The following is a 25,160-nucleotide window of genomic DNA, read 5'->3' as shown; positions in this document are numbered from 1 at the left end:
ACAGCGCAGCCGTCCTAGACATAGCTACTTTTATACGGGTTTGTATGCCTATGGCTGGGTCAACTTTGTCGACACCTGTGCGGATTTGGTCAATGCCTTATTGCAATTGAGCCTTGGAAAGCGACCGTTTTATCAACGAGGTCAACGGGCTATGTCCCTGATTCGCTCTCCTTTGTAAGCCCTCCTGCCTCCCTAGCAGCCGTGGTGGACTAATAGAGCAAGTAGAGAAGACTTATCCTGGGGCAGATCTTTGTCCTGGAGAAATTAGCTGCTCTTTACACCGTACAGGGACAGGGCGAGCAGGCAAGACACTATGCTCACTAGGCAAAGAACCTTGCGGAATCGGACCAAGTGGAATTGAGAGAATTAAGCTTGCGTCAACGATCCTCAGAAAGGACCAATCGCCCTTAATTAGGTGAAGTACGGTGTATTCAACTGTCCCTCACCTAAGTTAAGCATCCCGACAATCACTGACTTTTAGCGCCGGCTCACTTTCAAGAATCCTCCCATAGAGGCGATCGCCAGCAACCCAATCAAGCTTGAGGGTTCAGGAACCGATTGAGGATCATCATTGGAATTGAATTGGATGATTTCTCCTTGACCCGCAGCAATTCCTCGGTTCGCAATAAAAATATCTCCATTCTCTCCAAACGTGAATGAAGTGGGGGCAAACAACCCCTCGCTCAAAAGGGTTGTGCGTGTTCCATCTGAGTTGAGGCGAGTTAATGCACCTGTGAGGTCACCGGACAATAAACCATTCGTGGCATACTCTAAAACATACAAATTTCCATTGTCATCAAAATCTAAGTCAATAATGTTGGTAAAGCCTTCGGCAAAAACCTCAGGAACACCATTGGCAACGCGATAGACTCGTGCACCGTCTACAGGAAATGGAAATCCGGTCAATTCACCGACATAGACTGTCCCATCAGAACCACTAGCCACGGCATTGGGTACAGATTCCATCGGAATGTCAGAACCTCCAAATGGATTCGTCACTAGACGAGTATCAAAGACTGAGACTAGATCAACTTCCCCATTATTCAGATTAGCCTTCAGCAGAGCGTTAGCACCTGCATCAGCAACGTAAGCGGTGTTGTTTTGAATGACAAAGCTGTAAGGGTTGGAATCTACTCTGCCTCCATCAGGATTTTCAGTTTGCTCAAAGGCTGCAACGTCAGCGATCGCAGTCCAATTAGAGCCACCATCAAGGGCATTAATTTTCAATAATTGTCCAAACTCTGGCACTCCTAAGGTACTCCGCACAGCAGGATTACTACCCAGCCCAATGAGAACAAAAGGTTGTCCAGCCGCATCAAAAGCAACATCATGGGCACCGGTTGCCTCACTCCCATCGGCTGCTGCTAGTGATGGCAATCCGGTTACGACTCTAGTCACTACGCCATTTTCAATGCGGGTGAGTGCTCCTGTAGAGCCGTAACAAACTGATGCGCTTGGATTTGTTGGAGAGGGAATACACGGCCCCGTACCACCCCGTCCTGCTTCAGTGACATATAGAGCACCATTCGAGCCAATGGTTAATCCTCTAGGGTTATCTAAATTACTTGCAATGACTTTAAGGGTCGCAGCCAGAGCTGTGTCTCCAAAACTAAGAGCGACAATAGTTGCTCCGATTGTGGCAGTTAGGTGCTTCAACATAGATAATCTCCAAAGTGCGACGTTTCAGTATGTTTTTGAATCTGCTTGCACTTGCTTCACTGAGCAAATCACCGAAAAATTAGGGCGATCGCCCTTTTAGAGCGATGAATATTAGAGAGGGCTTGTCTACCCACTATCAAATAATTCTGCTTGCATCAGTATATTTGATTAGAATAATAACTACTTAAAGTTTCGATGAAGTATTTATTACGTATCTATACGTATCAGTTTGCAGCTCAGCCAAATATGCGAGGTGCAGGAGGAGCCCTCTTAGAGATCCCATAAGTCTGAGAAAAACAAGTGATTGAGTAAGGATGACTCAATCGAACTTATTTAATGCCAGTTGTGGATAAAAAAGAGTGGAGACAATAGGCGTTATCGTCTTAAAGGTGCAATGATCGTTGCGCTCAAACTGCTTAACGCCAAGTCAAAGCATCAATAATCTGTTGGGCAAGGGTAAGCGGACGAAAGGGTTTTGTAAAGACAGCTGCAATGTCTAAATCATGAAAATTGTGCTGTTCTGAAGTTTGTACTTTAGCAGTCATCAAGATGACGGGAATGGATTGGGTTTCAGGTTGTTGTTTGAGGTGTTGTAAAGTGGCACGACCGTCCATATTCGGCATCATCAGATCGAGCAGAATCGCATCAGGGTGATGTTGAGCCGCGATCGCAATTCCTTCGGCTCCAGAGCTAGCAGTCAGAACCTCCCAGCCTGCTCCCAGTTGTAGACCAAGTGTGGCGATCGCTCGTACATCTGCCTCGTCATCCACAATCAAAATTTGCTTCTTCATCGCAATCTTCTAGAAACTAATGCTCATAAAGGGTATCGCTGAATCGGGGAGAAGTCGGGGAGACACGATTAAATTTATTCAGCGTCAAGTGGTAATTCAACATAGAATGTGCTGCCTTGATTGACAGTGCTTTCCACCCAAATTCTGCCACCATGCTGTTCGATAATATTACGACAGATGGCAAGTCCAAGCCCGGTTCCACCCTTTTGACGGGCATCAGATGCATCTACCTGTTGAAATCGCTCAAAGATCGTCTGGAGCTGATGGGAGGGAATGCCTTGTCCCTGATCGCAAACACTAATACAGACACTTGAAGTCTGCTCTGAACTGTAAGCCCGCACGTTAACTGTTGTTTGGGCGGGTGAAAATTTAATCGCATTACTCAGGAGACTGGTCAAGGTTTGCACAATGCGATCGGGATCAGCAGCGAGTGAAATTGACAGCGGTTCTGTAATTAATTGAATTTCAGAGCGATCGGCCATTGCTTGCATCTCTTCTGTGGCCTGAGTCATCAAGTCAGCGAGATTGCACGATCGCCGATTCATTGTAATTTTGCCAGAGCGAATCCGTTCGAGATCGAGAATGTCATTGATTAAACGGATTAAACGTTCTGCATTTTTGACGCCAATATTGAGAACTTGCTGCCCTTGCTCGGTCAAACTGCCTAACTGCCCACTACTGAGTAAATCAAGCGATCCCATCATTGAGGTTAAAGGCGTGCGCAGCTCATGGCTGACTAAGGAAATAAATTCGTTCTCAAGACGTTTACGCTCAGTGATGTCATTTGCAATCAGTAAAGCGTAAGTTGCTCCGTTCAGCTCAATGCGATCAAAAGAGACCAAAATACTTTTGACACTACCGGAGTGAGTGAGGAGTTCAAATTCTAAATTATGAAGGGTTTCTATGGTTTGCAGACGATGCAGAAAAGTCTCGGAATCGTGGCCTAAATGTAGCTGTGTAATCGAATTGCCGATGACTTGATTTCGTGTGTAACCACTCATGCTGAGAAAAATAGGGTTCACTTCTATTAATTGCCCTTCAGGGATGGTTACGATCGCGATCGGATTGGGGCTTTGTTGAAAAATGGTCGCAAACCTCTCTTCTGCGTGTTCGCGATCGCGAATTTCTTGCTGAAGTTGTTCGTTTTGAAAGCGCAGTTGATTCTGAAGTCGTCTCAATGTTAGATGGGTTTCAATTCGAGCCAAGACTTCTTCAATCTGGAATGGTTTTGTGATGTAGTCTACACCACCTGCCTGAAATGCCTTGACTTTGTCACTGACTGCTTCTAACGCACTGATGAAAATGATCGGAATATCTCGGGTGCGATCGTCAGCTTTTAGATGTTGGCAAACTTCGTATCCACTCATCTGTGGCATATTTACATCGAGCAGGATTAAATCTAGGGGCATTACTTGTGCGCCTCGAATCCCCGTCGAACCCTTCGTGACACTGCGAACCTTGCAACCGTGTTCAATGAGCAGGGTCGATAACAGATTGAGATTTTCTGGCGTATCGTCGATGACCAGAATGTCGGCTTTCGGCGTCGGCTCAGACATTGCAAAATTTTATTGGAACTCTCACCAGATTTTAAGACCAGATCCCCAGTATCTAAAGTAGCCTCAGCAAAAAGAAACGGATCTCCCCCATTGCTGAGCGAAATGAGTTGAGACTCCCCGACTTCTCCTCGATCGTTGCCTACTGTAAGTGACATCAGCCAACTAGAAGTTAGAGGTTACTATGTTTCATCATATTTCAATCGCTGTAGATCATCCGTTGCACGTTGCGAATGTTTTGGCAGAAGTGATGCAGGACAGTTGTTTCCCCTTTCCTCCCCATCCGGGAAGTTATATAGTAATCGTCGATGATGGCTATGGAACCGGGATTGAGCTCTATCCGGCTGATACTCAGTTAATTCCAGAGCCAGAACAAGTTGGTTTTTCGTCAGGAAATGCTCAAACCTTTATGTCTGTTCATGCCGCGCTTTCGGTTTCGGTTTCGCAAGAACAGATCGTAAAAATCGCCGATCGCGAAGGATGGCTGGCGCGATTGTGCGATCGCCATGCCTTTAAAGTGATCGAACTTTGGGTGGAGAACAAATTCATGCTCGAATTGCTCACCCCCGAAATAGCAAAGGAATACTTACAATTCGCTCACACTGCTGGCTATGAAGCGTTTTTGCGTCAAGCTGCCCCCCAACTTGTTGAAGCGTAGAAATTAACTTAGAAATCAACTAGAGAGAAAAGAATCATGATGACGATGGAAAGAGTAGAAGTTGCTCCCTAAGAGACAATGTTGAGGTTGATCGGCGGCTTTTGGGTTGCACGATCGATCTATCTGGCTGCTCAGTTAGGTGTTGCTGATTTATTTGACGATCAACCGAAAACAATTGCTCAACTTGCAGCCGCGACCAACACTGATCCGCGATCGCTCTACCGCTTTCCGCGAGCCTTGGGTAGTGTGGGCATCTTTACCGAAGTCTCAGATCAGACTTTTGCACTGACTCCGTTGGGAGCAACGCTGAAGAGTGATAGTCCTGGCTCCATGCGATATGCGGCGCTGGCACAAATGGGCGATGACCATTCGCTGGGTTGGAATAACGGATTACACAGCGCAGGATTTTGACCGGCAATCAAATTACCATCATGAATCGTGTAGGACTGCCAGTCTGCTGCTTTCGAATATTGACCTCCATTCTTTTTCAACTCGTCCTCCACCAGAAATGGGACGATATCTGTGATCTCAACTGCCGCTTCTTCGGTATTGGCAAAACCAGTTACAGATTTGCCTTGGACTAAGGGGGAGCCGTCAGGCGCTTTGGCATGACGAAATACACCTGGGCCATGACAAACCGCAGCGGTCGGTTTTCCCGCCGCATACATCGCTTCGATTAGGCAATAGAGTCACGGTCTTCAGCTAGGTCCCATAAAGGGCCGTGGCCTCCAGGATAAAACACCGCATCATAATCTTGAGCAGCGATGCTCGATAGCTCCAGGGTGTCGGCTAACGCAGCTTGTGCTTCTGAGTCCTGCTTGAAGCGGCGGGTGGTCTCAGTTTGCGCTGCTGGGTCGTCACTTTTGGGGTCCAACGGTGGTTGCCCACCCTGAGGAGACGCTAAAGTAATGTCTGCCCCGACATCTTTGAAGACGTAGTAAGGACTCGTGAACTCTTCCAGCCAAAACCCAGTTTCCTTTCCCGTGTTGCCAAGCTGGTCATGGGAAGTCAACACGATCAATATTTTCATTGCGTTCTCTCTGGTTCATTCCATTCGTAGAGTGAGCATGACTATCCCTGGAGTTAATGCCATCTACCCTGAGAACCAGCATCCTCATTAGTGTGCTTCTATGGAATCCAACAACATTTTGTCAGTTAAGAGCTGTGGGAATTTTTAGTCTGCCAGTTGAGGTTTGAGAATAAGCGATTGCCCCTATTCCAACACAAAGCCTTGGCTTGTTTTTACTTTTCTTTGTACGCTTGCAAAAGTGTTGCTGCCTCATTCCGAGTACTGTGAAGTCCTCCACTCTGACCCAGCGATTTCCATCTCCAAGGAGTGTCGGCAGGACCATCCTTGACCACGATGCCTTTACTTTTACCGTCCAGGCACACTTCCCAACCATCAGGAGTGCGTTTGTAGCTCCAGGGTCTCTCACTCTTTTTCTTTTTGACCATCTCCCTTACCCTCGTTGACGAACTGATCTAAAACTGCCTTTACCCTTTTATAGTGTGGTAACTGCTTGCTGGCTCCCAGCATTGAGATCGATTAGCTAAAATTTTGCTAATTAGGCAAAACTAACTATCGAATAGAGCATTCTGTTTTTGAAACGGCTTCTTTTGGACATACCTATAAACAAACTCATCCGTTCTAAAAAGAATTGAGACGTTGATTTGAAAACGAGTTTATTTACAGGTATTGAGTAATGAAGGCTGCATTTTGGTTTAGGCAAGGGAAGAGTAAATAAAACGACCCTTACCGAGAGTCGCACTTACAACAATCCGGGTTCAAGCCGAAGACGTCTGCCAATTGCGCAACAAAGGTTTTTTAATGCTTTAGGGGTGCTTAACGAGACTCGAACCCGTCAATGATCAACTTCACAGGTTGGTGTCTCGACCACTTTGATGAGCTATGTTTAATTGCACCTGGTGACACATTCGCTCTAATTACCCCTTCCACAGGGGTTCAAAATTTTGAATTCTTGGAACTTTGTGAGAGCAAAGCTAACGGCAGAATTGTTATGTACCGAGCTACTCGGCTTAACGGTAATCTCAGCGCTAGCTGAACAGGCAATACTCAGGCAACTCGTAAACGATCAACATCCTTCATCGGTGGCGCACCAAACATGCGGGAATATTCGCGATTGAACTGAGAAGGACTCTCATAACCAACTTGATACGCCGCACGAGTTGCATCCACATCTTCAGCCAGCATCAGACGACGGGCTTCCAATAACCTCAGCTGCTTTTGATATTGCAACGGACTCATTGAGGTCACTGCCTTGAAGTGCCGATGAAATGATGCAGAAGACATACTCGCTTGCTTTGCCAAATCATCTATGCTCAGTGACTTTGTAAACTCAGCTTTGATCTGGTTAATCACCTCTGCAATGCGCTGCATCTGACTGCCGGAGGTGGCAATCTGCCAAACTGCTTCGCTCTGGTCGTCCATTAATAGACGGTAATAGATTTCGCGAATCATCATCGGTGCCAGGAATGGAATATCCTCGGGCGTATCTAGAAGCCGTGTGAGTCGGGTGGCACACTCAATCAACGGGGCATTTGCATCACTGACGAATAAGCCTCTCACTGAACTTTCTTTTTGATCTCGACGGCGCTGAATTTGGTCAATAATGTCCCAAAGCCCAGTCGTGTTCAGGCTTAGCTTAAAGCATAGATACGGCTTATCCGCTGTTGCCTCAACAATATTTCCGCTGAGTGGCAGATCAACCGTGACAACAATATATTGAGCCGTCCCATAGTGATAGGTTTCCTGGCCCAGTAAGGTTTCTTTTTTACCCTGAAGAATAATGCAAAGCGTCGGTTCATACACCGTGCAGAGTTCTGTCGGAGCCGCAGATTCCCGCATAAATTCCAACTGAGCGATCGCCGTTGAATGGATACCGTTCCCCTTGCCATCCGTGTGGCGAGTCACTAATTTCGCCAGTTCCTGACAAGCATCAATCGTGGTCTCGCGCTTTAGAGATTTATCTGCCATACCGGGTCCTCCGCGAGAGTGGCATATCGTGAGACATCCCTCTCATCGTTTTACTACGCCTATTATAGAAAATTCTCTTGAACACCATCCTGCTGATTGAGAAAATTAGGCAATAATCTGCGAAGTTTATGTATTCAGACCTCTCTTTCTAAAGCCTATGATGAACTCATGCCAGAAGAGCAATGAAAGGATAAGGCAATAACGGAGATAGACAAATGACGTAGAAAACATGGTTCATTACAGGTGCAAGCGGCAGTTGCAGCAGGACTGGAACGCTTTAGGCAGTCCGATGTATTAGTCAACGTATGGAACGTTCAAGATACACCAAAAGCATTGATTGCGGTTGAAGATGCGAATCACTATGGCATTACCAATCAAGATCGCGATCCAATTCACCCGACACTAGGTCAAGCCACAGCAATTGAGACGATCGGATGCTGGAGTGGCTTGTTTTTGCGCTCGCATCTTCTCCATGATCAAGGCGCTTTTAATAATGTCTACAACACAGGTGACAATCTTGATTCAAACGTGAGTGTGATTAGTCAAACTCCGTGATTAATGTGGCTCTGTTCCGGCACTTCTAGTTTTGTTACGGAACAATCCGCCATTGATAGCGGAGTTAACCACGCCATAACAACAGATGGTGAATGGCGGATTGTGTTGATGTGAATCAATTACTGTTCATGACACAGCTCATTGATGAACAGAAGTATTCTCATGTCTCTAAATAATGAAAGGAAGTAACTAATGTTACAACAACATCAAGATACGGCTCAATACGAGCAAAATGGGCAAATTCATGTTCAAATAACATCTCCACAAGCGGATCAGCATGACTACACAGAAGCGATCGCAATCCTGGCCTCACAGATCCGAGGTGAACTGATCCTTCCTAACCACCCTGCCTATGAAGCAGAACGAAAAGTCTGGAACGGCCTCGCTGATGGCTATCCAGCTGTGATTGTGCGCTGTGCTGATGCGGAAGATGTTAAAGTCGCCGTCAACTTTGCCCGTGAGCAGGCAATGACGCTCTCCGTGCGGAGCGGAGGACATAGTGCAGCCGGACACGGCACCAATACCGGTGGACTGGTGATCGATCTTTCCCAGATGAAGACGATTACGGTTGACCCGACACGTCACACGGCACGCCTGGAACCTGGTCTGACCTGGGGTGAAGTTGCCGAAAAGCTCCAGCCCTTTGGATTGGCCTTGACGGCAGGCGACGTTGCCTCTGTGGGTGTGGGTGGTTTGCTGCTCAGTGGTGGCATTGGTTGGATGGTCCGCGCTTACGGTTTAACAATCGATCGCTTGCAAGCAGTGGAGCTGGTTACAGCGGATGGACAACTGTTGCGTGCCAGTGCTGACGAGAATCCCGAACTGTTTTGGGGACTGCGCGGGGGGGGTGGCAACTTTGGCATCGCAACAGCCTTTGAGGTAAACCTGCATCCAGGCGGAACTGTTCTGGGTGGTGCCGTCTTTTACGAGGCAACCGAGGCAGAGCGCATCCTGCGAGAGTATACCCGTCTAGCAGCGGCAGCACCGGACGAACTTTCCACTGAAGTTTTGGTCATGCTGGCACCTCCTGCCCCCTTCATTCCCTCTAACAAGCAGGGAACCCTAGTCCTCGGGATTATGGTTTGCTACACCGGTGACATCAGCGAGGGTGAGCGGGTTGTGGCTCCACTGCGTCAGCTTGCCATCCCCGTTGCCGACCTGATTGCGCCTATGCCCTATCCAGATATGTTTGCGTTCACAGCGGTTGGTGAGATCCCTGGCTTTCAGCATCATTCGCGATCGCAGTTTTTCGAGACGTTCTCAGACGAGATGATCCATGCATTAGTTGAATCGGCTCAATCTATCATGTCTCCCGAAACGCTGATCACCCTGCGTGTTCTGGGTGGCGCTATGAGTCGGGTCGCACCTGATGCAACAGCCTTTGCTCATCGCGATAAACAGGGCATGGTGTTGATCACTCATTTCGCACCGCTATCGACTGATGCTGCCAGTCTCGATGCCCGCACCCAGCAAGTCTTTCGGGCGCTCTTACCCTACGCTAACGGTGCTTATGTCGGTTTTCTGGCGAATGAGGGGGAGCAACGGATACGTGAAGTCTACCCGCCTGACACCTACGCACGGCTCGTAGCACTCAAGAACCAGTATGACCCGACCAATCTGTTTCATCGCAACCAGAACATCAAACCCACCACTACCTCAGCGATGCTTGCCACCCCAGTGAGTTCATAGCGTTACCTTTACCCCTAAACAATCTAAAACAATGAGCACTCAATTCAATCAAAACAAAGTTGCAATTGTCGGACAAAGCGAGAACCTCGATTGGTTCGATACAATGCCTGGGGAGCAGATGGCTATCCGCGTGCATAGCAAAGATGTCAACGGAGCTTTCACAATTATTGAAGTGGATGTTCCACCGTTCTCTGGTCCACCACTCCACTATCACGAAGATAGGGAAGAGATCTTTGAAGTCCTTGAAGGCAGGTTTCGCTTTCACTGCGCGGGCGAAGAGTTTGAGGTCGGGCCCGGAACCTCGGTGGTTGTGCCTCGTAACACCGTGCATGGATGGGTGAATCTTGGACCCGGAAGGGCTCGGTTGCTCGGCACCTTCGTCCCCGGTGGAATCGACGAATTCTTCCCCCAAATTGGTCAAACGCCACCCACAGGTTGGATAGATCTTGCACGCCAGCACGATACTTGGATCGTCGGAGCGCCCCTGTCTGTCAAGTAAATGGGTGTGGACGACGGCTTATAAGTGGATCATCCAGTCAGTCAATCTCAACTTGTAGAGAGCAAAACGCACCATTTTATGGCCCTCAAACCTCACAAGTCATTGCTGGTTTTCGTCGTCGCGATGGGTTTGAGCTAGATGGAAATCCTGATGCCGATCTTGCCGTTCGTCGCAAGTTAGATCAATCAACACCGAACGCCTGGTCTGAAGCTGAGGCTACAGCATTCTAGAGTTTAACTATTCAAGTGGTGTCGCAAAAACTGAGTTTTCGGAAGACAACTCTTGTCAATAAAGCTCTAATGGCGACACCACTTCCGAATACAGTTACTGCTCTGCTTTGGATCGATCAAAGCGATTTGATTAAACAATTTCACTCCAGTGACTACAGGACTACAACACCATGAAGACATTCCTAAACGGCTCCACCTTCCTTCTTGCCCTGGCAACTTGTATTGCAGTTAATTTCTATTTACCTGCTACTGCTGATTCTACCGCGAGTTTAATCCTTAGTCTGAGATGCCGAGGTGGATATGATGTCAATATTTGGAAAACAAAAGCTTCAGGTGAACTACTCTATCGCTCGACAAGTCGTAACGGTAATTTGAGTTTGGGAAGAGGAACGCGCCAAGCTACAGAAGGCGTTCAAGTTTACAAGTTCCAGAATGGCAATTATCAATACTGGGTATGGGATGGCACATTGGATAGCAAGCAATCTGGAACGTTAGAGGTGTACAAAAACAACTACATCCAAATGCAGCAAGCTTGTACGAAACGTTAATTCAGCCTTAATCCAGATCGTAAGCTGATGTGCATTTAAATTGCATGGCTAGGGTTTGAGGAGTCAGGAGCCAGAATTTAGAGTACAGAAGGCTTCTGGCTTCTGATTCCATTAAGAAATGCAACTTGAATGCCGATTAGCTTAGAAGCGATCGCAAAAATTAATTACATAGGTGTCTCCGAACTCCTTCAGCACTTGGTATGAATTGAAGCTTGCTCTTCACCTTCATGCCTGGTGGGATCGACGAATTCTTTCCCCAAATCTGTCAAACGCTGCCCGCAGGTTGGACAGATCTTGGGCCTCGGTACGACACTTCGATTGTTGGAGAACCCCTCTCCGCTTAAGCTCTATCTTCCAACGCCGCTGCTGAACCTGCACTGAATTACGGCAAAGCAAATATTTGAATAACGTGACTGAGCAGGATCATTGAGCGACTGTTTGAGAAAATTAGGCAAAAATCTGCAAAGTTTATGTATTTAGAACCTTTTGTCTAAAACTTATGATGAACCCATACCAAAAAGGTAATGGAAAGATAAGGCAATAAAGGAGATAAACCAATGACTCAGAAAACATGGTTCATTACAGGTGCTTCCCGTGGAATTGGTGCCGAAATCGCGATCGCTGTTTTGGCAGCAGGAGACCAATTAATTGCAACCGCCCGCAAAAAGTCTGATTTAGAGCAATTCGAGTCGAACCCCAATGTGTTGACGCTTAGCCTGGATATTACCGATGAGGCTCAAGTGCAAGCGGCCGTTGCGGCAGGACTGGAACGCTTTGGGCAGATCGATGTGTTAGTCAACAATGCCGGATTCGGTATATTAGGTGGCGTCGAAGAAACCAGCGCAGAAGAAGTTGAGCGGGTTTATCGCACCAATGTCTTCGGGCTGTTGAATATGACTCGTGCCGTATTGCCCAGTATGCGTCAGCGCCGCTCTGGACACATTATTAACCTATCATCGATTGGGGGTTATCGCTCCACTCCAGGCTGGGGTATCTACTCCTCAACCAAGTTTGCTGTTGAAGGTATTACCGAAGCGCTGCATGATGAGTTAGCTCCTCTGGGCATCCATGCGACGGTTGTGGAGCCGGGATACTTCCGAACCAATTTTCTCGATGGCAGCTCGCTCCAGCGCACTGCAATGGAAATTCCCGATTACGCGGAGACCGTCGGTAAAGTTCGTAAAATCGCCTCTGACCTGAGCTATCAACAGCCGGGAGATCCCACCAAGCTTGCCCAGGCAATGCTTCAGCTCGCGAATGCTGATACGCCACCGCTGCGGTTGCCGCTTGGTACAGACACCCTTAAAGCCATTGCCCAGAAAAACGCTTACGTCGAGCAAGAAACAGCACAATGGCGGGCTCTGGCTGAATCTACTGATTACAGATAGCGAGCACAGGCGGGTAAAGGAAAGATAGCGAATGAATGCTTTCAAGGTCTCGCTGGCGACTTTACATCCCACCGAGACCTTGAAAGCATAACGGCAGAGGTGAGCGGTGGTAGATACGACTAGAACTAAGCATAAGGTCTTTTATACTATCCGCTCTGCTAAAGGTTTAGCTTGCTGTCGTCTAGAAGTTATTCAAGCCAGAAAAAAGCGCGACGCAATTCAGCAGTGCCGTTATTCTCATACCAACGACCGTGGGATAAGATTACTTTTTCAGGGTTCCACTGAAATATTCGCTTTAAGCAGCTACGTGCCTGTTCCTTTTTTCCCAAAAATGTCATTCGCAAATCCAATGAGATTTTTCCATCAGGATCAGAAATCCCTCCTAACTTAAGTAGCCAGTGCGATCGCTGACTCACTTTGTTCAGTTCAAGGTTTTCGATGAGATCCGCAAGGATGAGAGTGGCGCCCCTGCGGTGGAAAAAGACGACTTCTTCCATAAATCGACTGCCACGAAAGATTAATTGGTCCAGGTCCGCTACCAATTACCTCAATTTAGTTGCTGTATGACAATAAAGGATGAAATAAAGTTTGAGTGTAATAGTTAAGACTCTTTGACGGTTGAAATCCACGTTATATTTCTAAAATTACAAAACTGTCTTTGTAGTTCTTCTGAACTTAGCTAACTATCTTGGATTTCAGGATTTGCTTTATGTCAGATGAAAAATCAGGGTCCAGCGATAAATCAGGTCAACAGAGTATTTTAATTAAGATAGGTGTAGTGGTAGGAAGCCTAGCTGCTATCACCACAGGTTTAACTACAATCGCCAAAGATGGCAATACGATCTGGGACAGTCTACCTTTTTCAAAACGGAGTACTGCAGTAGTTGCTTCCCCTTCTTCAACAGCAGCATCTCCTATCAATCAGAAGTTCTACGTCATTGCCGCACAATCAGAATACCCTGAGGCATTACGTCAGGAGCCGATTCGAGCGGCTGGTTTGGAGTTCACACGCTCCTTTCCCGACATCCGGATTTGTCCATCAAAGGTAAATTCTAGAATATACTACTTAGTTCTCGGTTCAAATCTCTCTCAGTCTGAAGCTCAAAGCCTACGGCAACAAGCGATCGTCAATAATTTTCGAACTGATACATATCTACAATCTGAACAAGAAATCTTCTTTGTACCCAGTAATTGTTCACCTGTAACAAAATGAGTTTAGCTTGCTACCTCTAATGTACAGTGCCAGATTAAATGACATCGAGACAGATTCGTGTCGCTCAGCAAAACTCCTTCTGGGGCAGAGTTACAGAAAGAGTTTGCTCAACGACCTAGCATTGAGCTAGCGCGATTATTAAGCTAACTGCCGATGGAGAAGCCAGCTAGCATTAGCTTTGTTTCTTTACGACATTAATGTGTCTCCATGACAAACGAAAAGTCACTGTACGAAATCATTGCCAGTGGATGAAAGGAACTGACTGTGCCTGAAACGTCTCGTAGTCTTTTGATGTATCCAGATCGATCGCACCTTCTGGGAAAGGAACTCCAAAAACGGCTTGGGCGTGCTGTTTAATGACCTGTCTTGCACCTACATCGCCGCTGAGTGTGCTCAGTTCCGAGAACAAGGCGCGGCTGAATAATGCTGGTACGCCCGATATTTCTGCGTATTCTGAAGCAATAATTGGCTTACCTGTAGCTCGGTAAGCTGCAACCAGCCGATCGATAATTTGAGTGGAGACGAAAGGCTGATCGCAAAGCATCAGCACCACAGCTTCTACCTCTGGGTTTATTGCATTAAGAACTTCTATGCCAGTGCGAATTGAGGTACTCATTCCCTCCGCCCAGTAAGGGTTTTCGACGACTCGTGCATCGAGCGGCTCAACCTCTGGTTTAATGCGATCGCTGCTTGCCCCCAGCACAACGATAATTGGATTGCAGACCGAGGTGATCGCAACTTCGACAACATGACCAATGAGGCTCCGTTCTCCGAACTGTAGCAGTTGCTTCGGCATTCCCATCCGAGTGGATGCGCCTGCGGCTAACACGATCAGACCGACAGCAGACATAAGCTAATTTAAAAATGAAAGGTAGAAGGCAGGGCGTTGCTGAATACGAGTATGATTACCCAAAATTTAGAAGGAACCTTCGAGGTTTCAGCGATAGCTTCATACCTGCATTCAGCAACACCAGAGTTTGAGTCTCCTACCAAAATCTTTGATTCGGTTGCTAAGAATTGAGCAGGGTTAAGACCCCATCCATACTCTTCGCTTCTGCCATTTGCCTCCTGCCATCTGCCTTCTTTACTTCCTGGCTATGAATCGAGCCGATTCGTTCTCTCAATGCACCACCGGAACGATTGGCGAGAACGGCTTGAATTTCTGCGACAATCGCTAGAGCAATTGCTTCTGGTGTATCAGCACCGATATCAAGACCAATTGGACTGTAAAGGCGATGCAGTTGAGCGGCTGTGGGGATGAATCCGTCGGCTTGCAAGTCCTGAAGCAATCGTTGAGTGCGACTTTTCGGCCCTAATATGCCCACATAACCCAGCGGTGAAGGAAGCAGCGTTCGCAGCAGCGCCCGATCGCGCAGGTAGTTGTGAGTCATCACGACTGCAACCATGCGCGGATTCCAGGTGAGATGTGCCTGAATGTTCTCCGGTTCGCTGCGGATAATCTCATCTGCCAACCCAAAGCGATCGCGTGTGGTGTAACCCGGTCGGTGATCGATTACCGTAACGTGCCAACCGAGCTGTTTAGCACACTCAACAACATGAATTGCATCGTGACCTGCTCCAAATACTAGCAGCGGGATGAGGGGTTGAATGACTTCGATGAGAACTTCTACTGCACCGTTGGATAACCTGTAGTTTTGCACCTGCGATCGCGTAGCGTTTCCGTCGGACAATTGCGCCTCAAGAAGCATCCGACGGGCATCTTCCAGCACACAGCGAGCAAGCTGACGGTCTTCAATCCCATCAACCACAGTACCATCCGGTTTCAACAGCAGGCGGGAGGCAATGTTAGCACGGGTTTCTCCCTCAACGCGGAATACCGTTGCGATCGCTCCGGGTTCGCCCTGATGCAGGCAGTCTGCGATGAACTCGATCTGACTTCTTGCAGACGCATCATTGAGGGACTCAATCAACACGTCTACCACACCATTGCAACCCAAGCCCAATCCCCACACGATATCTTCGCTAGAAGTGGTATCGTACTGCACCACAACGGATTTGCCTGAGTAAAACATCAGAGGTTGCGATCGCTCAAAGACATCACCTTCAAGACATCCGCCACTGATGGAACCGATGGTTTGACCGTCTTCTACGAGCAACATCCGTGCCCCCGGTCGCCGATAGACTGAGCCTTTTGTTTTCACGACCGTAGCAAGCGCAGAACACCTACCATCCTTTGCTATCTGCTTAAAAGCTTTAATGATGTCTTGGAATTCTCTCATAGCTGTTATAGGAGCTTATCGGGTGTAATCGGTAAATCGCGGATGCGCTTGCCAGTGGCGTGGAAGATGGCGTTGGCGATCGCTGCCGATACGCCCACTATGCCAACTTCCCCAACACCTCTTGCCCCTAGCGGATTTGCCTTGAGGTCTGGCTCTCCCACAAAGTACGTTTCGATCGCGGTAACGTCGGCATTCACGGGTACGTGATACTCACCGAAATTGGCATTGACAAAACGCCCATTACGTGGATCCATTTGGGTATACTCCATTAGCGCCTTGCCAATACCGCCCACAACCGCGCCAATTACCTGGCTGCTTGCCGTTTTGGTATTAATCACCCGCCCGATATCACAGACCGAGACAACCCGCGATACTCTCACCAGTCCAAAATCCGGATCGATATGCACCTCAGCAAAGTGTGCGCCAAACGAGTGGATGGAGAAGCGCTGCTTCTCGTCTCCCGGCTCAGAGTCCTTTTCGGTTTCAATATAGTCTCTGTTAGCGCGTTTCAAGATGTCTGTATAGCTCTCGCCCTTCGATGCATCCTGCTTTAAAAACAGCCGTCCGTCTTCCACCTCAACCTCATCTGCACTGACGTTGGACAGCAGTGAATTCGGCTGAGAACGTGCTAAAGACAGCGCTTGTTCGCGGACTGCTAAACACGCCGCTTGCACCGCAGAACCCAGACTAGCGGTGAGCATCGAGCCGCCTTGCACGGGGGAGTAGGGGAAATCTGTATCCCCCAACTCAAACCGCACTCGTTCGGGTGGCAAACCGAGGGCATCTGCCGCAATCTGAGTCATAATCACATAAGTCCCCGTACCGATGTCGCTCCCTGCACTTTGCACCACCGCCGTGCCGTCAGCCAGGAGACGCGCTTTGGCAACGGCGCGCAAGCGATTCATCGGGTAAGTAGCGGTTGCCATGCCCATGCCAACCAAGTAGCGACCGTCACGCATCGATCGCGCTTCCAGTTTGCGCTGCGACCAGCCAAACTTTTCTGCCCCGACTTGGTAGCATTCCTTGAGAAATTTGCTCGACCAAGGCAGCCCATCTTCGGGATTGACTTCGGCATAGTTCCGTATCCTCAATTCGAGCGGATCAAGTTTGAGGGTGTAGGCAAGTTCATCTAGACCACATTCGAGGGCATACACACCAGAAATTTCCCCCGGTCCCCGCATGAAGGTGGGCGTATTGGTGTTGAGTCGGACGAGACGGTATCGCGTTACCAGGTTGGGGCAGGCATAAAGCATCCGAGTCGCATCGAGCGTCGCTTCGGTATACTCTTCGTACATGGAGGTTCCAGCCGTTGCCTCGTGGACGATCGCGGTAAGCTTGCCATCCTTCGACGCGCCCAATGCCACCCGTTGCACCGTGTAAGGTCGAAATCCCACTGAAGTGTACATCTGCTGGCGGGTGAGTACCAGCTTGACGGGTCGCCCCACCTGACGGGCAGCGATCGCGGCGACAGTGACGTGGGGCCAACTCCGCAGACCCGAGCCAAATCCTCCGCCAACGAAGGGCGAGATCACTCGCACGTTATCTTCAGGCATTCCAAAGGTTAGGGCGACGTGCTTCCGGGTGTTATACACCCATTGAGTTTTGTCGTAAAGTGTCAGTTTGTCGCCTTGCCAAGTCGCGATCGTGGCGTGTGGCTCCATCGGGTTGTGGTGTTCAATGGGAATCGTATAGCTGCCCTCTACCCGCACCTCAGCACTTGCTAAAGCATCGGGATTGCCGCGCACCACATCGGCATGTCGTCCTCCTTGGCTGGATTCGGTAGGCGGGAAAGCTTGTGCCATTGCCGCTTCTACAGTTGTCGTGGGGGTTTGCTCTTCGTAACGAACCTGCACCAGCGAAGCAGCATATTGAGCACGCTCCAGGGTATCGGCGACTACGACTGCAATGGGTTGACTGTTGAAGTAAATGGTGTCGCTTTGGAGGACGGGAAAGTGTTGCCCGACTTTAGGATCGATCAACGCCCGTTGCTCTGGTTTGTCAAAGTTCAGCTTTGGGGCGTTGAGATGGGTAATAACGGTAACTACTCCGGGAGCGCGTTCTGTGGCTTGGGTGTCGATTTGCTGGATGCGCCCTTTCGCGATCGCACTCATGACCAGTACGGCATGTACGAGGTCAGGCACTTCCATCTCCGCCGAGTAGCGTGCTGCCCCAGTCACTTTCAAGCGCCCGTCAACGCGATCCATCGGCTTACCGACAGCAGCATTTTTCTTCTGACTCATGCCACACCTCCATCGACTACTGTAGTCAGCGCCTGTACGATCGCTCGCTTGCCCATCTCGATCTTGAAGCGATTGTGTTCGTAAGCCCGTGCTTCGCGCATCGTCACTTCTGCGGCTTGCTGGAATGTCGCTGCCGTCGCAGGCGCACCCGTGAGTATCTTTTCTGCTTCCACCGCCCGCCACGGCTTGTGTGCCACCCCGCCCATCGCTACCCGTGCTTGGCGGATTTTGCCGCCCTGGATGTCCAACGCGGCAGCGACAGAGACGAGGGCAAAGGCATAAGAGGTGCGATCGCGCAATTTCAGGTAGTACGATCGCGGCGCGAAAACAGCAGATGCAGCGGGTAAGTCGATCGCAGTAATCAGTTCGTCGCGTCGCAGGTTTGTATCTATCTGTGGCGTATCGCCAGGTAGTCGGTGAAACTCTGAAAAGGGAATGCTTCTTTGCCCTTGCGATCCCTCGACTTGCACGATCGCATCCAGCGCCACTAATGCAACGCACATATCCGATGGATGGGTGGCAATGCACTGCTCGTTCGCGCCGAAGATCGCATGGATGCGGTTGTAGCCTTCCAGAGCACCACAACCCGTACCAGGTTCTCGCTTGTTGCAAGGCATTGCCGTATCGTAGAAGTAGTAGCAGCGCGTTCTTTGCATCAAGTTCCCGCCGTTGGTTGCCATGTTTCGCAGTTGGGCGCTGGCTCCAGCCAGAATAGCTTGAGAGACAAGTGGGTAGCGCTGGCGCACCAGTTGGTGATTTGCCGTGTCGCTGTTGCGTGCCAAAGCACCCAGACGCACGCCACCCTCGCGTTCTTCAATGCCAACGAGTTCCAGCCGTGAGATATCCACGAGGCGATCGGGCTGTTCTACGTGGTCCTTCATTAAATCTAGAAGGTTCGTGCCGCCAGCAATGAACTTTGCTGTTTGGTCGCTGCCAACAGTCTGGATGGCTGCGCCTCGCTCTGTCGTGCGAGTGTAAGCAAATGGTTTCATAATGTCACACTCCTCTAGGCTTGGGGACTTGCGCTTGCTTCGCGGATAGCCGCGACGATGCCGGGGTATGCGCCGCAGCGACAGAGGTTACCACTCATGCGTTCGCGTATCTCTGCATCCGTTAGCTCCATGCCTCCGGTTTGCCTAACATCAGCCGTTACCGCACTCGCCGTACCTGTTGCTACTTCATCCAATAGCGCTACAGCTGAGCAAATCTGACCGGGCGTGCAGTAGCCGCACTGAAAGCCGTCATGCTTAATGAACGCGGCTTGCACTGGATGCAGCTCGTCTCCCTTGGCGAGACCCTCAATTGTGGTGATCTCGTCACCTTCGTGCATCAGCGCTAGGGTGAGGCAGGAATTGATGCGCCGTCCGTTAACCAATACCGTACAAGCGCCACACTGTCCGTGGTCGCAACCCTTCTTGCTCCCGGTAAGCCCAATGTACTCGCGCAAGGCATCGAGCAACGTGACACGCGGCTCTATTTTCACGGCGCGTGCTGTCCCATTTATCCGCAGCGTCACATCAACCGTGTCTGTTCCTGGGATGGTGCTAACTGATGGAGAAGATTGCCGACGAGTTTGGGCAAACGCTTTACTCGCCCAGTCGCCCACCGTACTAAAAATTGCGCCGAGCAGCATAAGCTGACCGAACCGTCGTCGTCTCAACCGAAACCTCATCGGCGTTCTCCTAAGTTAAATCTTTTGGTATGGATCGAGGCGAAATTAATCTATCGCTGACTAGGCTGCGGATGGTTGGTATGGCAATGCTATATAAGGGTGAGCACAGTATTCGTTAGATACACAATATTTCTGTAGAAAAAATTACGAAGTTAAAGCTTTCTCAATACGGCGATCAGGAATTAACCACAGAATAGCTACGGCAGCATAAAGTAAGCAAGCTAACCAAGGCGCTACAAAAGCCAGCAGAATTGCCACAGCATAAGTGATGACAGAGACTTTGCCTTTAAAATCTGACCCAAGAGCAACGGCTAAAGTAGAATCTTTACCGTGATAAGCGATTAAAGTCCGAGTCAGAATAAAGTACGAGATCGCGCCACAGAACAGCACGAAGCCATAACAAGCAACAGGCACTGTGGCAGACAGGTTTTCTCCTGCCCACACCCTGACAAAGGGAAAGAGCGACAACCAAAACAGTAGATGTAGATTCGCCCACAAGACATGACCATTGACCCGCTGCACCGCTTGAAATAAGTGATGATGGTTATTCCAGTAGATCGCTAAATAAATAAAACTGAGGACATAACTGAGGAATACTGGAACTAATGGCCGTAATGCCTCGAAATTAGTGTCGTGGGGCACTTTTAATTCCAACACCATAATCGTGATAATAATGGCAGTTACTGCATCACTGAAGGCTTCTAACCTGCCTTTATTCATGGTTGGTAAGCTCCATTGAAACTGACTGCAAGTCAGCCTAAACATTCTGTACTTAAGATCGGTACACTGAGAGTCGCAATCTTCTATCACCGCGCGCGCGGCGGCACACGTCTCCAGAATTCATCGAAGGTGATCGAGTCAAAGAATGCAGTGACATTGACGATCTTTCCGTCCCGCATCTCCATAAACCAAGCGTAGGTATTGCGATAGGGCTTGCCATCAACTGCCGTAGCCTCACCATCAAACAACACGATGACTGTATCACCTTCAGTGTATAGACTGCGGATGGTGGGGGATAGCGGTTTGGTCAACCGGGCATTGAACGGTTTGATTACCGCGTCGAGAAATTCGTCGCGAGACGCATATTCTTTAGCGGCTAGAGAGTTTCCTGTAATGGTCCAGGTAGCATCAGCCGCCAGCAACTCGAACGGTCCCCCGGTTCCGGCACGCCAGCGATCGAAGCTTGCTTGAATCAGTTGCTTGTTCGCTTCGGGCTTCGTTTCAGAGGCATGCATAGATGGAGGTCCCATCAAACATGCGAGGATGACGGCAACAAAAAAGTATCCTGCGCGGGTAAACATTTGCACTCCTTCTAGGGTAAGGGTAACTTCTCAAAATCGCCGATTCCACAGTTTCTTTGCGACGGAACCGATCGGTCAAAATTTGATGACCGCCCGCCCAACAACATCACCCGTCCATAGAAGATTGAGGGTTTCGTTGACCTGATCAAGGCTGATAATTTTAACCGTGTGACGAATCTTGCCCTGCGAGGCAAGCATCATGACTTCAGTCAGATCGTTATAATTGCCCTGGAACGAACCGTGATAGGTGTATTCGCGAGCGACCAACGGGAACAGCGGGATGTTGATTTGATCGCCCACCAAGCCGACCGACGCATAATGCCCACCGACGGACAGAAGCTCAAACCCAGTGCGGATCATGGCTTCAACACCTGCACAATCAATGACCGCGTCAAGTTCTCCCTTGCCAATGGCGTTGTTCAGCTCCTGACGCAGATCCGCCGTGGATTTGCCTTTGGTGTCCAGAACGAGAGGTTTGTGATATTCATGTATGCGCGCTGCTAGCATGAGTAGTTTTCTTCCTTCGCTTAGGGTTACACAAATTCCAGTAGATGCATTGTCACATCGACATTTCTTCGATCAATTACGATTTTTGTTGCAACCTAATTCGGTGCTCATTTTGTTCCCTGCTAGGTTGGTGAGCTTGCTGCTTATCCTGGCTACATTTCAGTGCTCATCAGTGCTCAGCGATCGCCCAATACAAATCACTCACGTTCTTTGAGACATCTTTGTTCTTCTAAGAGTTAGTGAATAACAGCGTTATCTCATTGAACGAATAGCAGTATTTTTGTCCAATCCTTGGATTGATTCAGCGATCGAAGCAAGTTTTGTTATGCCTTGCTCATTGCCTTATCCTTTCATTTCTCCTTAGAGTGTGTTCATCATAGAGTTGAAAGAATCAGCGCTAAATACATAAAACTTGCACACACTTGCCTAATACTCTCAGCTGGAGGATTGACCAGAGTGAATATTCTCTATAGAGTGTCTGAAAATGGCTGAGTTTCTCAAGCATCCAGTAAGGCGATTGCAGTAATGAAGCGAGGTACAGCAAGCAATTTATGTCAAGAATTGGCAACATTAGTGATTCGGCACACCCATGGAAAGGGAAACGGTATCCATTCAACCGCCATTGAGCAGTTGGAATTAATGCGGGAATCTGCGGCTCCGACAGCACTCCGTGCCGTGTATGAACCGACGCTTTGCATCATTCTTCAGGGTAAAAAAGAAACCTTACTGGGCCAGGAAACCTATCACTATGGGACGGCTCAATATATTGTTGTCACAGTTGATCTGCCACTCAGCGGATTGATTATCGAAGCAACAGCGGATAAGCCGTATCTCTGCTTTAAGCTCAGTCTGGACGCGAATCAGCTTTGGAATATTATCGATCAAATCCAGTGCAGTCCAGATCAAAAAGAAAGTGCAGTCAGAGGCTTGTTCGTAAGTGATGCTGATGAATCGTTGATTGATTGTGCCATCAGGCTGACACGGCTTCTGGATACGCCGCAGCATATCCCATTCCTGGCACCCATGATTGTTCGCGAAATCTATTACCGCCTTCTAATCGGTGAACAAGACCAAGCGGTTCGGCAGATTGCGACATTTGGGAGTCATATGCAGCGCATTGCGGCAGTAATTAAGCAAATTAAAGCTGAGTTTACAAAAACATGGCGGGTTGATGATTTGGCAAAGCAAGCGGGTATGTCTCCCGCATCATTCCATCGTCACTTCAAGGCAATCACTTCAATGAGTCCGATGCAATATCAAAAACAGCTAAGGCTGATGGAAGCACGTCGTCTAATGCTGATTGAAAACGTTGATGTAACTAATACTGCTTATCAAGTTGGGTATGAGAGTGCCTCACAATTCAGCCGTGAATATTCTCGTATGTTTGGTATGTCACCCACTAAGGATATTGGACAGTTCCGTAAAGTCTAAATCATGATCCAATCTGAAAGCTATATGCAGCAAAAGACGATGTATCTAGCATTTAAGAATGATGTTTCGCGCTCGTTTCTTTAGCAGGGTTTCTGGCTGTGCTCAGACCACAGCCAGAATCTCTTCCTTGTCTGGAGGGCCGCGATCGCATTCGTTGTAGTCCTGCCTTGGTTCGCTCAGAGATGCGAACTGCTTCTTGTTGTGCAAGGTAAGCAAGCACTCCCACAACGATGTGGGCCACCAATTCATTCTCGGTATCAAGCAGCGGTTTTGTGTAGCTCTTGAATCTACAACCTAAGTTGCTGAGCTGCTGGAGGTAAGCGATCGTCTTGCGGATGCCTTCACGACTGAATCTATCCAGGGACCAAAACAGCAACACATCAAACTTTCGCTTTGCTGCATCTTCAAACATGCGGCTGAAGTTTCCGCGCTCGCGCTTACCCTATGCGGCCAGATTCGCGGTTAATGTAGATGTTGGCAATCTGCCAACCTTGGCGATCGCAAAATTCTTGCAGTTGCAAAAGCTGGTTATCAGTATCTGCAGGGCAAACGCATCTCATTGGGAAAGAACAGTAGAGAGGTAGTGATTTTCCCAGCCTGCCTTAAGGCGCTTTGCCCTAATTCCTCCCTTGGCTGACTTCTCCTGGGTCAGGAGATTGAGGGCAATATGACGGACAATGGCTAGATTTTCAGGAGCATGGTCTTTGCGAACTCGACAGTCATCTTCAGCAAAGGCCACATCAAGCACCCAATGCAAACAATTTTCAATGCCCCAATGAGAACGAACAGCTTCTGCAAAACGACGGGCATTAGAAGACAAACTGAGGATGTAAGTAGCTAGCCAGAATTAAACTTAAAACGTTCAAGGGCGTATCCCCCTTTGATGCTACGTGCTGCCATCCCATCCATGATGGCAACTGCTAAATTGTATTCATCCTCAAACATCTGACCTGCAATCTCATGCGTCTTGAGTTGATGCCATTGTTCCTCAATGCGATTCATCTCAGAACAGTAGGGGGGCAAAAAGAACACCAATAAGCCCTGCTGCTGCCACCGTTGCTACTGTTGCTGAGCCAGTTGACTTGTATGCAACGAACCATTGTCTTGCACAATCACCGTTAGACGCCCCGTTGGAGTGAGAGTTGTCAAAGCTTTATCAGCAATCGAGTCCTCACTTTGATGTAACTGGAACTCTTAAAACTACCTAGCGCTAGAGCATACTCAAACCCTTGATGCGGTTGCCAGAGTCCTAGGATGCTAATGCGCCCACCCCGTCGCTCCGTTTGCTCTAATCGCTTCTGTTGTCCGACTCGACTATAACTGTAGCTGACTGGACTCCAGAGGCAACACCCAGACTGTCAAGATACTTCAGTTCGATGTGCCCTTCGGCGGCTAGTTCCAGAGTCTCTAAATCCGCTTGTTTCAGTCGTTTCTGTTCCGGGTTTTGCTTGCCTTGATGAGAGGCTCGGGTGCGTTTCCAGCGAAAGCCCTTTTTTGCAGTACATGGCGCAATCGTCTTGGGCTCAGTTTGAGATGACGCTCTTCGACTAACTTCTGAGCTAATTGGGGACTGCTGTAAGTGCGGGGGGCTTGTTCAATCCACTGCTCGACAGCTTGGAGATCCGCTTCTTGCCATCGGCGCTTCGCTCCTCGCCCAGGGGCTTCCCATAACCCTTCAAGTCCATTGCGCTCCCAGCGACGTAGGGTGGATCGAACGGTCTGCTCGTGACACTCGAAGATATCGCCTACTACTGCCGCTTCAATGTGAAACCATCAAATGTCAGGCAGCTCGTTGGGGCAGAGGGACTAGAGTTTGGCAAACTAACCGATACCTTTGACGGTAGTGCTCAAGATGTAATGATAGAAGAGTAAAGTTCATGGTAGTGCTACACAGGTAATGATGCATTGTAGTGATGGATGAAGTACCAAATCGCACTAATGTGATTCTCCAGTGACTTGGAAAAGGATAAGCTTTTGCGCACTAATCGAGA

27 protein-coding genes and 3 pseudogenes are annotated in these 25,160 nt (G+C 48.8%); 10 read left to right on the top strand and 20 right to left on the bottom strand.

Annotated elements, in window-relative coordinates:
• Positions 1 to 477 precede the first annotated feature (477 nt).
• The 3 genes from NDA01_RS27475 to NDA01_RS27465 form a co-directional block, all read right to left on the bottom strand.
• Positions 478 to 1,659 carry a ScyD/ScyE family protein gene (locus NDA01_RS27475; protein ID WP_348230513.1) on the bottom strand — a complete coding sequence of 394 codons (1,182 nt, stop codon included), beginning with the start codon at positions 1,657 to 1,659 and terminating at the stop codon, positions 478 to 480.
• A 416-nt stretch (positions 1,660 to 2,075) separates the two neighbouring features.
• On the bottom strand, positions 2,076 to 2,450 hold the full coding sequence (locus NDA01_RS27470) for a response regulator (RefSeq protein ID WP_348230512.1): 375 nt from the start codon (positions 2,448 to 2,450) through the stop codon (positions 2,076 to 2,078).
• A gap of 74 nt (positions 2,451 to 2,524) precedes the next feature.
• A complete protein-coding gene (locus NDA01_RS27465) occupies positions 2,525 to 4,006 on the bottom strand; it encodes an ATP-binding response regulator (protein WP_348230511.1) in 1,482 nt (493 codons plus the stop codon).
• Positions 4,007 to 4,187: 181 nt separating this feature from the next.
• Here NDA01_RS27465 and NDA01_RS27460 point away from each other — a divergent pair, with 181 nt between their 5' ends.
• Both NDA01_RS27460 and NDA01_RS27455 read left to right on the top strand, forming a co-directional pair.
• Positions 4,188 to 4,661, top strand: coding sequence for a hypothetical protein (locus NDA01_RS27460; protein ID WP_348230510.1), 474 nt, complete (start codon positions 4,188 to 4,190; stop codon positions 4,659 to 4,661).
• A gap of 78 nt (positions 4,662 to 4,739) precedes the next feature.
• Entirely contained in the window at positions 4,740 to 5,072 is a 333-nt protein-coding gene (locus NDA01_RS27455) for a methyltransferase family protein (protein WP_348230509.1), read from the top strand.
• A 265-nt stretch (positions 5,073 to 5,337) separates the two neighbouring features.
• Here NDA01_RS27455 and NDA01_RS32075 read toward each other — a convergent pair whose 3' ends face one another.
• The 3 genes from NDA01_RS32075 to NDA01_RS27440 all read right to left on the bottom strand — a co-directional run bounded on the left by NDA01_RS32075 (position 5,338) and on the right by NDA01_RS27440 (position 7,656).
• Positions 5,338 to 5,691, bottom strand: a complete 354-nt coding sequence (locus NDA01_RS32075) for a type 1 glutamine amidotransferase domain-containing protein (protein ID WP_431193547.1) — start codon at positions 5,689 to 5,691, stop codon at positions 5,338 to 5,340.
• 212 nt (positions 5,692 to 5,903) lie between these two features.
• Positions 5,904 to 6,116, bottom strand: coding sequence for a hypothetical protein (locus NDA01_RS27445; RefSeq protein ID WP_348230508.1), 213 nt, complete (start codon positions 6,114 to 6,116; stop codon positions 5,904 to 5,906).
• A 619-nt stretch (positions 6,117 to 6,735) separates the two neighbouring features.
• Positions 6,736 to 7,656, bottom strand: a complete 921-nt coding sequence (locus NDA01_RS27440) for an AraC family transcriptional regulator (RefSeq protein ID WP_348230507.1) — start codon at positions 7,654 to 7,656, stop codon at positions 6,736 to 6,738.
• Between the two features lie 243 nt (positions 7,657 to 7,899).
• Between NDA01_RS27440 and NDA01_RS27435 the strand changes: the two genes are divergently transcribed.
• From NDA01_RS27435 to NDA01_RS27415, 5 genes are all read left to right on the top strand, one after another.
• Entirely contained in the window at positions 7,900 to 8,211 is a 312-nt protein-coding gene (locus tag NDA01_RS27435; RefSeq protein ID WP_348230506.1) for a hypothetical protein, read from the top strand.
• A gap of 192 nt (positions 8,212 to 8,403) precedes the next feature.
• Positions 8,404 to 9,900: an FAD-binding oxidoreductase gene (locus NDA01_RS27430; protein WP_348230505.1), complete on the top strand. Its 1,497-nt coding sequence runs from the start codon at positions 8,404 to 8,406 to the stop codon at positions 9,898 to 9,900.
• A 130-nt stretch (positions 9,901 to 10,030) separates the two neighbouring features.
• A complete protein-coding gene (locus tag NDA01_RS27425; protein ID WP_348230504.1) occupies positions 10,031 to 10,399 on the top strand; it encodes a cupin domain-containing protein in 369 nt (122 codons plus the stop codon).
• Positions 10,400 to 10,799: 400 nt separating this feature from the next.
• Positions 10,800 to 11,177 carry a hypothetical protein gene (locus NDA01_RS27420; protein ID WP_348230503.1) on the top strand — a complete coding sequence of 126 codons (378 nt, stop codon included), beginning with the start codon at positions 10,800 to 10,802 and terminating at the stop codon, positions 11,175 to 11,177.
• A 557-nt stretch (positions 11,178 to 11,734) separates the two neighbouring features.
• Entirely contained in the window at positions 11,735 to 12,565 is an 831-nt protein-coding gene (locus tag NDA01_RS27415) for an oxidoreductase (protein WP_348230502.1), read from the top strand.
• Between the two features lie 188 nt (positions 12,566 to 12,753).
• Here the strand turns inward: NDA01_RS27415 and NDA01_RS27410 are convergent, their stop codons facing one another.
• A complete protein-coding gene (locus NDA01_RS27410; protein ID WP_348230501.1) occupies positions 12,754 to 13,062 on the bottom strand; it encodes a hypothetical protein in 309 nt (102 codons plus the stop codon).
• A 212-nt stretch (positions 13,063 to 13,274) separates the two neighbouring features.
• Between NDA01_RS27410 and NDA01_RS27405 the strand changes: the two genes are divergently transcribed.
• Entirely contained in the window at positions 13,275 to 13,778 is a 504-nt protein-coding gene (locus NDA01_RS27405; RefSeq protein ID WP_348230500.1) for a hypothetical protein, read from the top strand.
• A 235-nt stretch (positions 13,779 to 14,013) separates the two neighbouring features.
• On the opposite strand, the gene NDA01_RS27400 is transcribed toward NDA01_RS27405, so the two are convergent.
• The 8 genes from NDA01_RS27400 to NDA01_RS27365 all read right to left on the bottom strand — a co-directional run bounded on the left by NDA01_RS27400 (position 14,014) and on the right by NDA01_RS27365 (position 21,738).
• Positions 14,014 to 14,628 (bottom strand): nucleotidyltransferase family protein, encoded by a 615-nt coding sequence (locus NDA01_RS27400; protein WP_348230499.1) that lies wholly within the window; start codon positions 14,626 to 14,628, stop codon positions 14,014 to 14,016.
• Positions 14,629 to 14,788: 160 nt separating this feature from the next.
• Positions 14,789 to 16,018 (bottom strand): XdhC family protein, encoded by a 1,230-nt coding sequence (locus NDA01_RS27395; RefSeq protein ID WP_348230498.1) that lies wholly within the window; start codon positions 16,016 to 16,018, stop codon positions 14,789 to 14,791.
• A gap of 5 nt (positions 16,019 to 16,023) precedes the next feature.
• Positions 16,024 to 18,258 (bottom strand): xanthine dehydrogenase family protein molybdopterin-binding subunit, encoded by a 2,235-nt coding sequence (locus NDA01_RS27390; RefSeq protein ID WP_348230497.1) that lies wholly within the window; start codon positions 18,256 to 18,258, stop codon positions 16,024 to 16,026.
• Entirely contained in the window at positions 18,255 to 19,250 is a 996-nt protein-coding gene (locus NDA01_RS27385; RefSeq protein ID WP_348230496.1) for an FAD binding domain-containing protein, read from the bottom strand. The genes NDA01_RS27390 and NDA01_RS27385 overlap by 4 nt, the downstream gene beginning before the upstream one ends.
• 14 nt (positions 19,251 to 19,264) lie before the next feature.
• Positions 19,265 to 19,930 (bottom strand): 2Fe-2S iron-sulfur cluster-binding protein, encoded by a 666-nt coding sequence (locus NDA01_RS27380; RefSeq protein ID WP_348230495.1) that lies wholly within the window; start codon positions 19,928 to 19,930, stop codon positions 19,265 to 19,267.
• Between the two features lie 144 nt (positions 19,931 to 20,074).
• On the bottom strand, positions 20,075 to 20,650 hold the full coding sequence (locus NDA01_RS27375; protein ID WP_348230494.1) for a TMEM175 family protein: 576 nt from the start codon (positions 20,648 to 20,650) through the stop codon (positions 20,075 to 20,077).
• An 86-nt stretch (positions 20,651 to 20,736) separates the two neighbouring features.
• Positions 20,737 to 21,231 carry a nuclear transport factor 2 family protein gene (locus NDA01_RS27370; RefSeq protein ID WP_348230493.1) on the bottom strand — a complete coding sequence of 165 codons (495 nt, stop codon included), beginning with the start codon at positions 21,229 to 21,231 and terminating at the stop codon, positions 20,737 to 20,739.
• A gap of 75 nt (positions 21,232 to 21,306) precedes the next feature.
• Positions 21,307 to 21,738: a zinc-binding dehydrogenase gene (locus tag NDA01_RS27365; RefSeq protein ID WP_348230492.1), complete on the bottom strand. Its 432-nt coding sequence runs from the start codon at positions 21,736 to 21,738 to the stop codon at positions 21,307 to 21,309.
• 525 nt (positions 21,739 to 22,263) lie between these two features.
• Here NDA01_RS27365 and NDA01_RS27360 point away from each other — a divergent pair.
• A complete protein-coding gene (locus NDA01_RS27360) occupies positions 22,264 to 23,169 on the top strand; it encodes an AraC family transcriptional regulator (RefSeq protein WP_348230491.1) in 906 nt (301 codons plus the stop codon).
• Between the two features lie 52 nt (positions 23,170 to 23,221).
• Here NDA01_RS27360 and NDA01_RS27355 read toward each other — a convergent pair.
• From NDA01_RS27355 to NDA01_RS32070, 4 genes and pseudogenes are all read right to left on the bottom strand, one after another.
• A pseudogene (locus NDA01_RS27355) lies at positions 23,222 to 23,596 on the bottom strand (recombinase family protein); the annotation flags it as partial.
• A gap of 129 nt (positions 23,597 to 23,725) precedes the next feature.
• Positions 23,726 to 24,001 (bottom strand): annotated as a pseudogene (locus NDA01_RS27350) (ISAs1 family transposase); the annotation flags it as partial.
• A gap of 5 nt (positions 24,002 to 24,006) precedes the next feature.
• Complete coding sequence (locus tag NDA01_RS27345; RefSeq protein WP_348230490.1) at positions 24,007 to 24,204, bottom strand: transposase; 198 nt, start codon at positions 24,202 to 24,204, stop codon at positions 24,007 to 24,009.
• A gap of 387 nt (positions 24,205 to 24,591) precedes the next feature.
• Positions 24,592 to 24,909: a helix-turn-helix domain-containing protein gene (locus tag NDA01_RS32070; RefSeq protein WP_431193548.1), complete on the bottom strand. Its 318-nt coding sequence runs from the start codon at positions 24,907 to 24,909 to the stop codon at positions 24,592 to 24,594.
• On the opposite strand from NDA01_RS32070, the gene NDA01_RS27340 reads away from it, so the two are divergent.
• A complete protein-coding gene (locus tag NDA01_RS27340; RefSeq protein ID WP_348230489.1) occupies positions 24,895 to 25,041 on the top strand; it encodes a hypothetical protein in 147 nt (48 codons plus the stop codon). The two genes, NDA01_RS32070 and NDA01_RS27340, sit on opposite strands and share 15 nt — an antisense overlap.
• Before the next feature lie 14 nt (positions 25,042 to 25,055).
• Here NDA01_RS27340 and NDA01_RS27335 read toward each other — a convergent pair.
• Positions 25,056 to 25,160, bottom strand: a pseudogene (locus NDA01_RS27335) (IS1 family transposase); the annotation flags it as partial.

The sequence above is a fragment of the Trichocoleus desertorum AS-A10 genome (assembly GCF_039962155.1).
GTDB lineage: Bacteria > Cyanobacteriota > Cyanobacteriia > FACHB-46 > FACHB-46 > Trichocoleus.
This window is presented reverse-complemented; position numbering and strand designations above follow the sequence as displayed.

Bases quoted from the DNA above. Each gene is read 5' to 3' on its own strand.
- NDA01_RS27370 (WP_348230493.1), bottom strand. From the start codon at position 21,231: ATGTTTACCCGCGCAGGATACTTTTTTGTTGCCGTCATCCTCGCATGT.
- NDA01_RS27420 (WP_348230503.1), top strand. From the start codon at position 10,800: ATGAAGACATTCCTAAACGGCTCCACCTTCCTTCTTGCCCTGGCAACT.
- NDA01_RS27440 (WP_348230507.1), bottom strand. From the start codon at position 7,656: ATGGCAGATAAATCTCTAAAGCGCGAGACCACGATTGATGCTTGTCAG.
- NDA01_RS27470 (WP_348230512.1), bottom strand. From the start codon at position 2,450: ATGAAGAAGCAAATTTTGATTGTGGATGACGAGGCAGATGTACGAGCG.
- NDA01_RS27405 (WP_348230500.1), top strand. From the start codon at position 13,275: ATGTCAGATGAAAAATCAGGGTCCAGCGATAAATCAGGTCAACAGAGT.
- NDA01_RS27395 (WP_348230498.1), bottom strand. From the start codon at position 16,018: ATGAGAGAATTCCAAGACATCATTAAAGCTTTTAAGCAGATAGCAAAG.
- NDA01_RS27360 (WP_348230491.1), top strand. From the start codon at position 22,264: ATGAAGCGAGGTACAGCAAGCAATTTATGTCAAGAATTGGCAACATTA.
- NDA01_RS27365 (WP_348230492.1), bottom strand. From the start codon at position 21,738: ATGCTAGCAGCGCGCATACATGAATATCACAAACCTCTCGTTCTGGAC.
- NDA01_RS27375 (WP_348230494.1), bottom strand. From the start codon at position 20,650: ATGAATAAAGGCAGGTTAGAAGCCTTCAGTGATGCAGTAACTGCCATT.
- NDA01_RS27415 (WP_348230502.1), top strand. From the start codon at position 11,735: ATGACTCAGAAAACATGGTTCATTACAGGTGCTTCCCGTGGAATTGGT.
- NDA01_RS27475 (WP_348230513.1), bottom strand. From the start codon at position 1,659: ATGTTGAAGCACCTAACTGCCACAATCGGAGCAACTATTGTCGCTCTT.
- NDA01_RS27385 (WP_348230496.1), bottom strand. From the start codon at position 19,250: ATGAAACCATTTGCTTACACTCGCACGACAGAGCGAGGCGCAGCCATC.
- NDA01_RS27390 (WP_348230497.1), bottom strand. From the start codon at position 18,258: ATGAGTCAGAAGAAAAATGCTGCTGTCGGTAAGCCGATGGATCGCGTT.
- NDA01_RS27445 (WP_348230508.1), bottom strand. From the start codon at position 6,116: ATGGTCAAAAAGAAAAAGAGTGAGAGACCCTGGAGCTACAAACGCACT.
- NDA01_RS27455 (WP_348230509.1), top strand. From the start codon at position 4,740: ATGTTGAGGTTGATCGGCGGCTTTTGGGTTGCACGATCGATCTATCTG.
- NDA01_RS27380 (WP_348230495.1), bottom strand. From the start codon at position 19,930: ATGAGGTTTCGGTTGAGACGACGACGGTTCGGTCAGCTTATGCTGCTC.
- NDA01_RS27465 (WP_348230511.1), bottom strand. From the start codon at position 4,006: ATGTCTGAGCCGACGCCGAAAGCCGACATTCTGGTCATCGACGATACG.
- NDA01_RS27430 (WP_348230505.1), top strand. From the start codon at position 8,404: ATGTTACAACAACATCAAGATACGGCTCAATACGAGCAAAATGGGCAA.
- NDA01_RS27460 (WP_348230510.1), top strand. From the start codon at position 4,188: ATGTTTCATCATATTTCAATCGCTGTAGATCATCCGTTGCACGTTGCG.
- NDA01_RS27400 (WP_348230499.1), bottom strand. From the start codon at position 14,628: ATGTCTGCTGTCGGTCTGATCGTGTTAGCCGCAGGCGCATCCACTCGG.
- NDA01_RS27410 (WP_348230501.1), bottom strand. From the start codon at position 13,062: ATGGAAGAAGTCGTCTTTTTCCACCGCAGGGGCGCCACTCTCATCCTT.
- NDA01_RS32075 (WP_431193547.1), bottom strand. From the start codon at position 5,691: ATGAAAATATTGATCGTGTTGACTTCCCATGACCAGCTTGGCAACACG.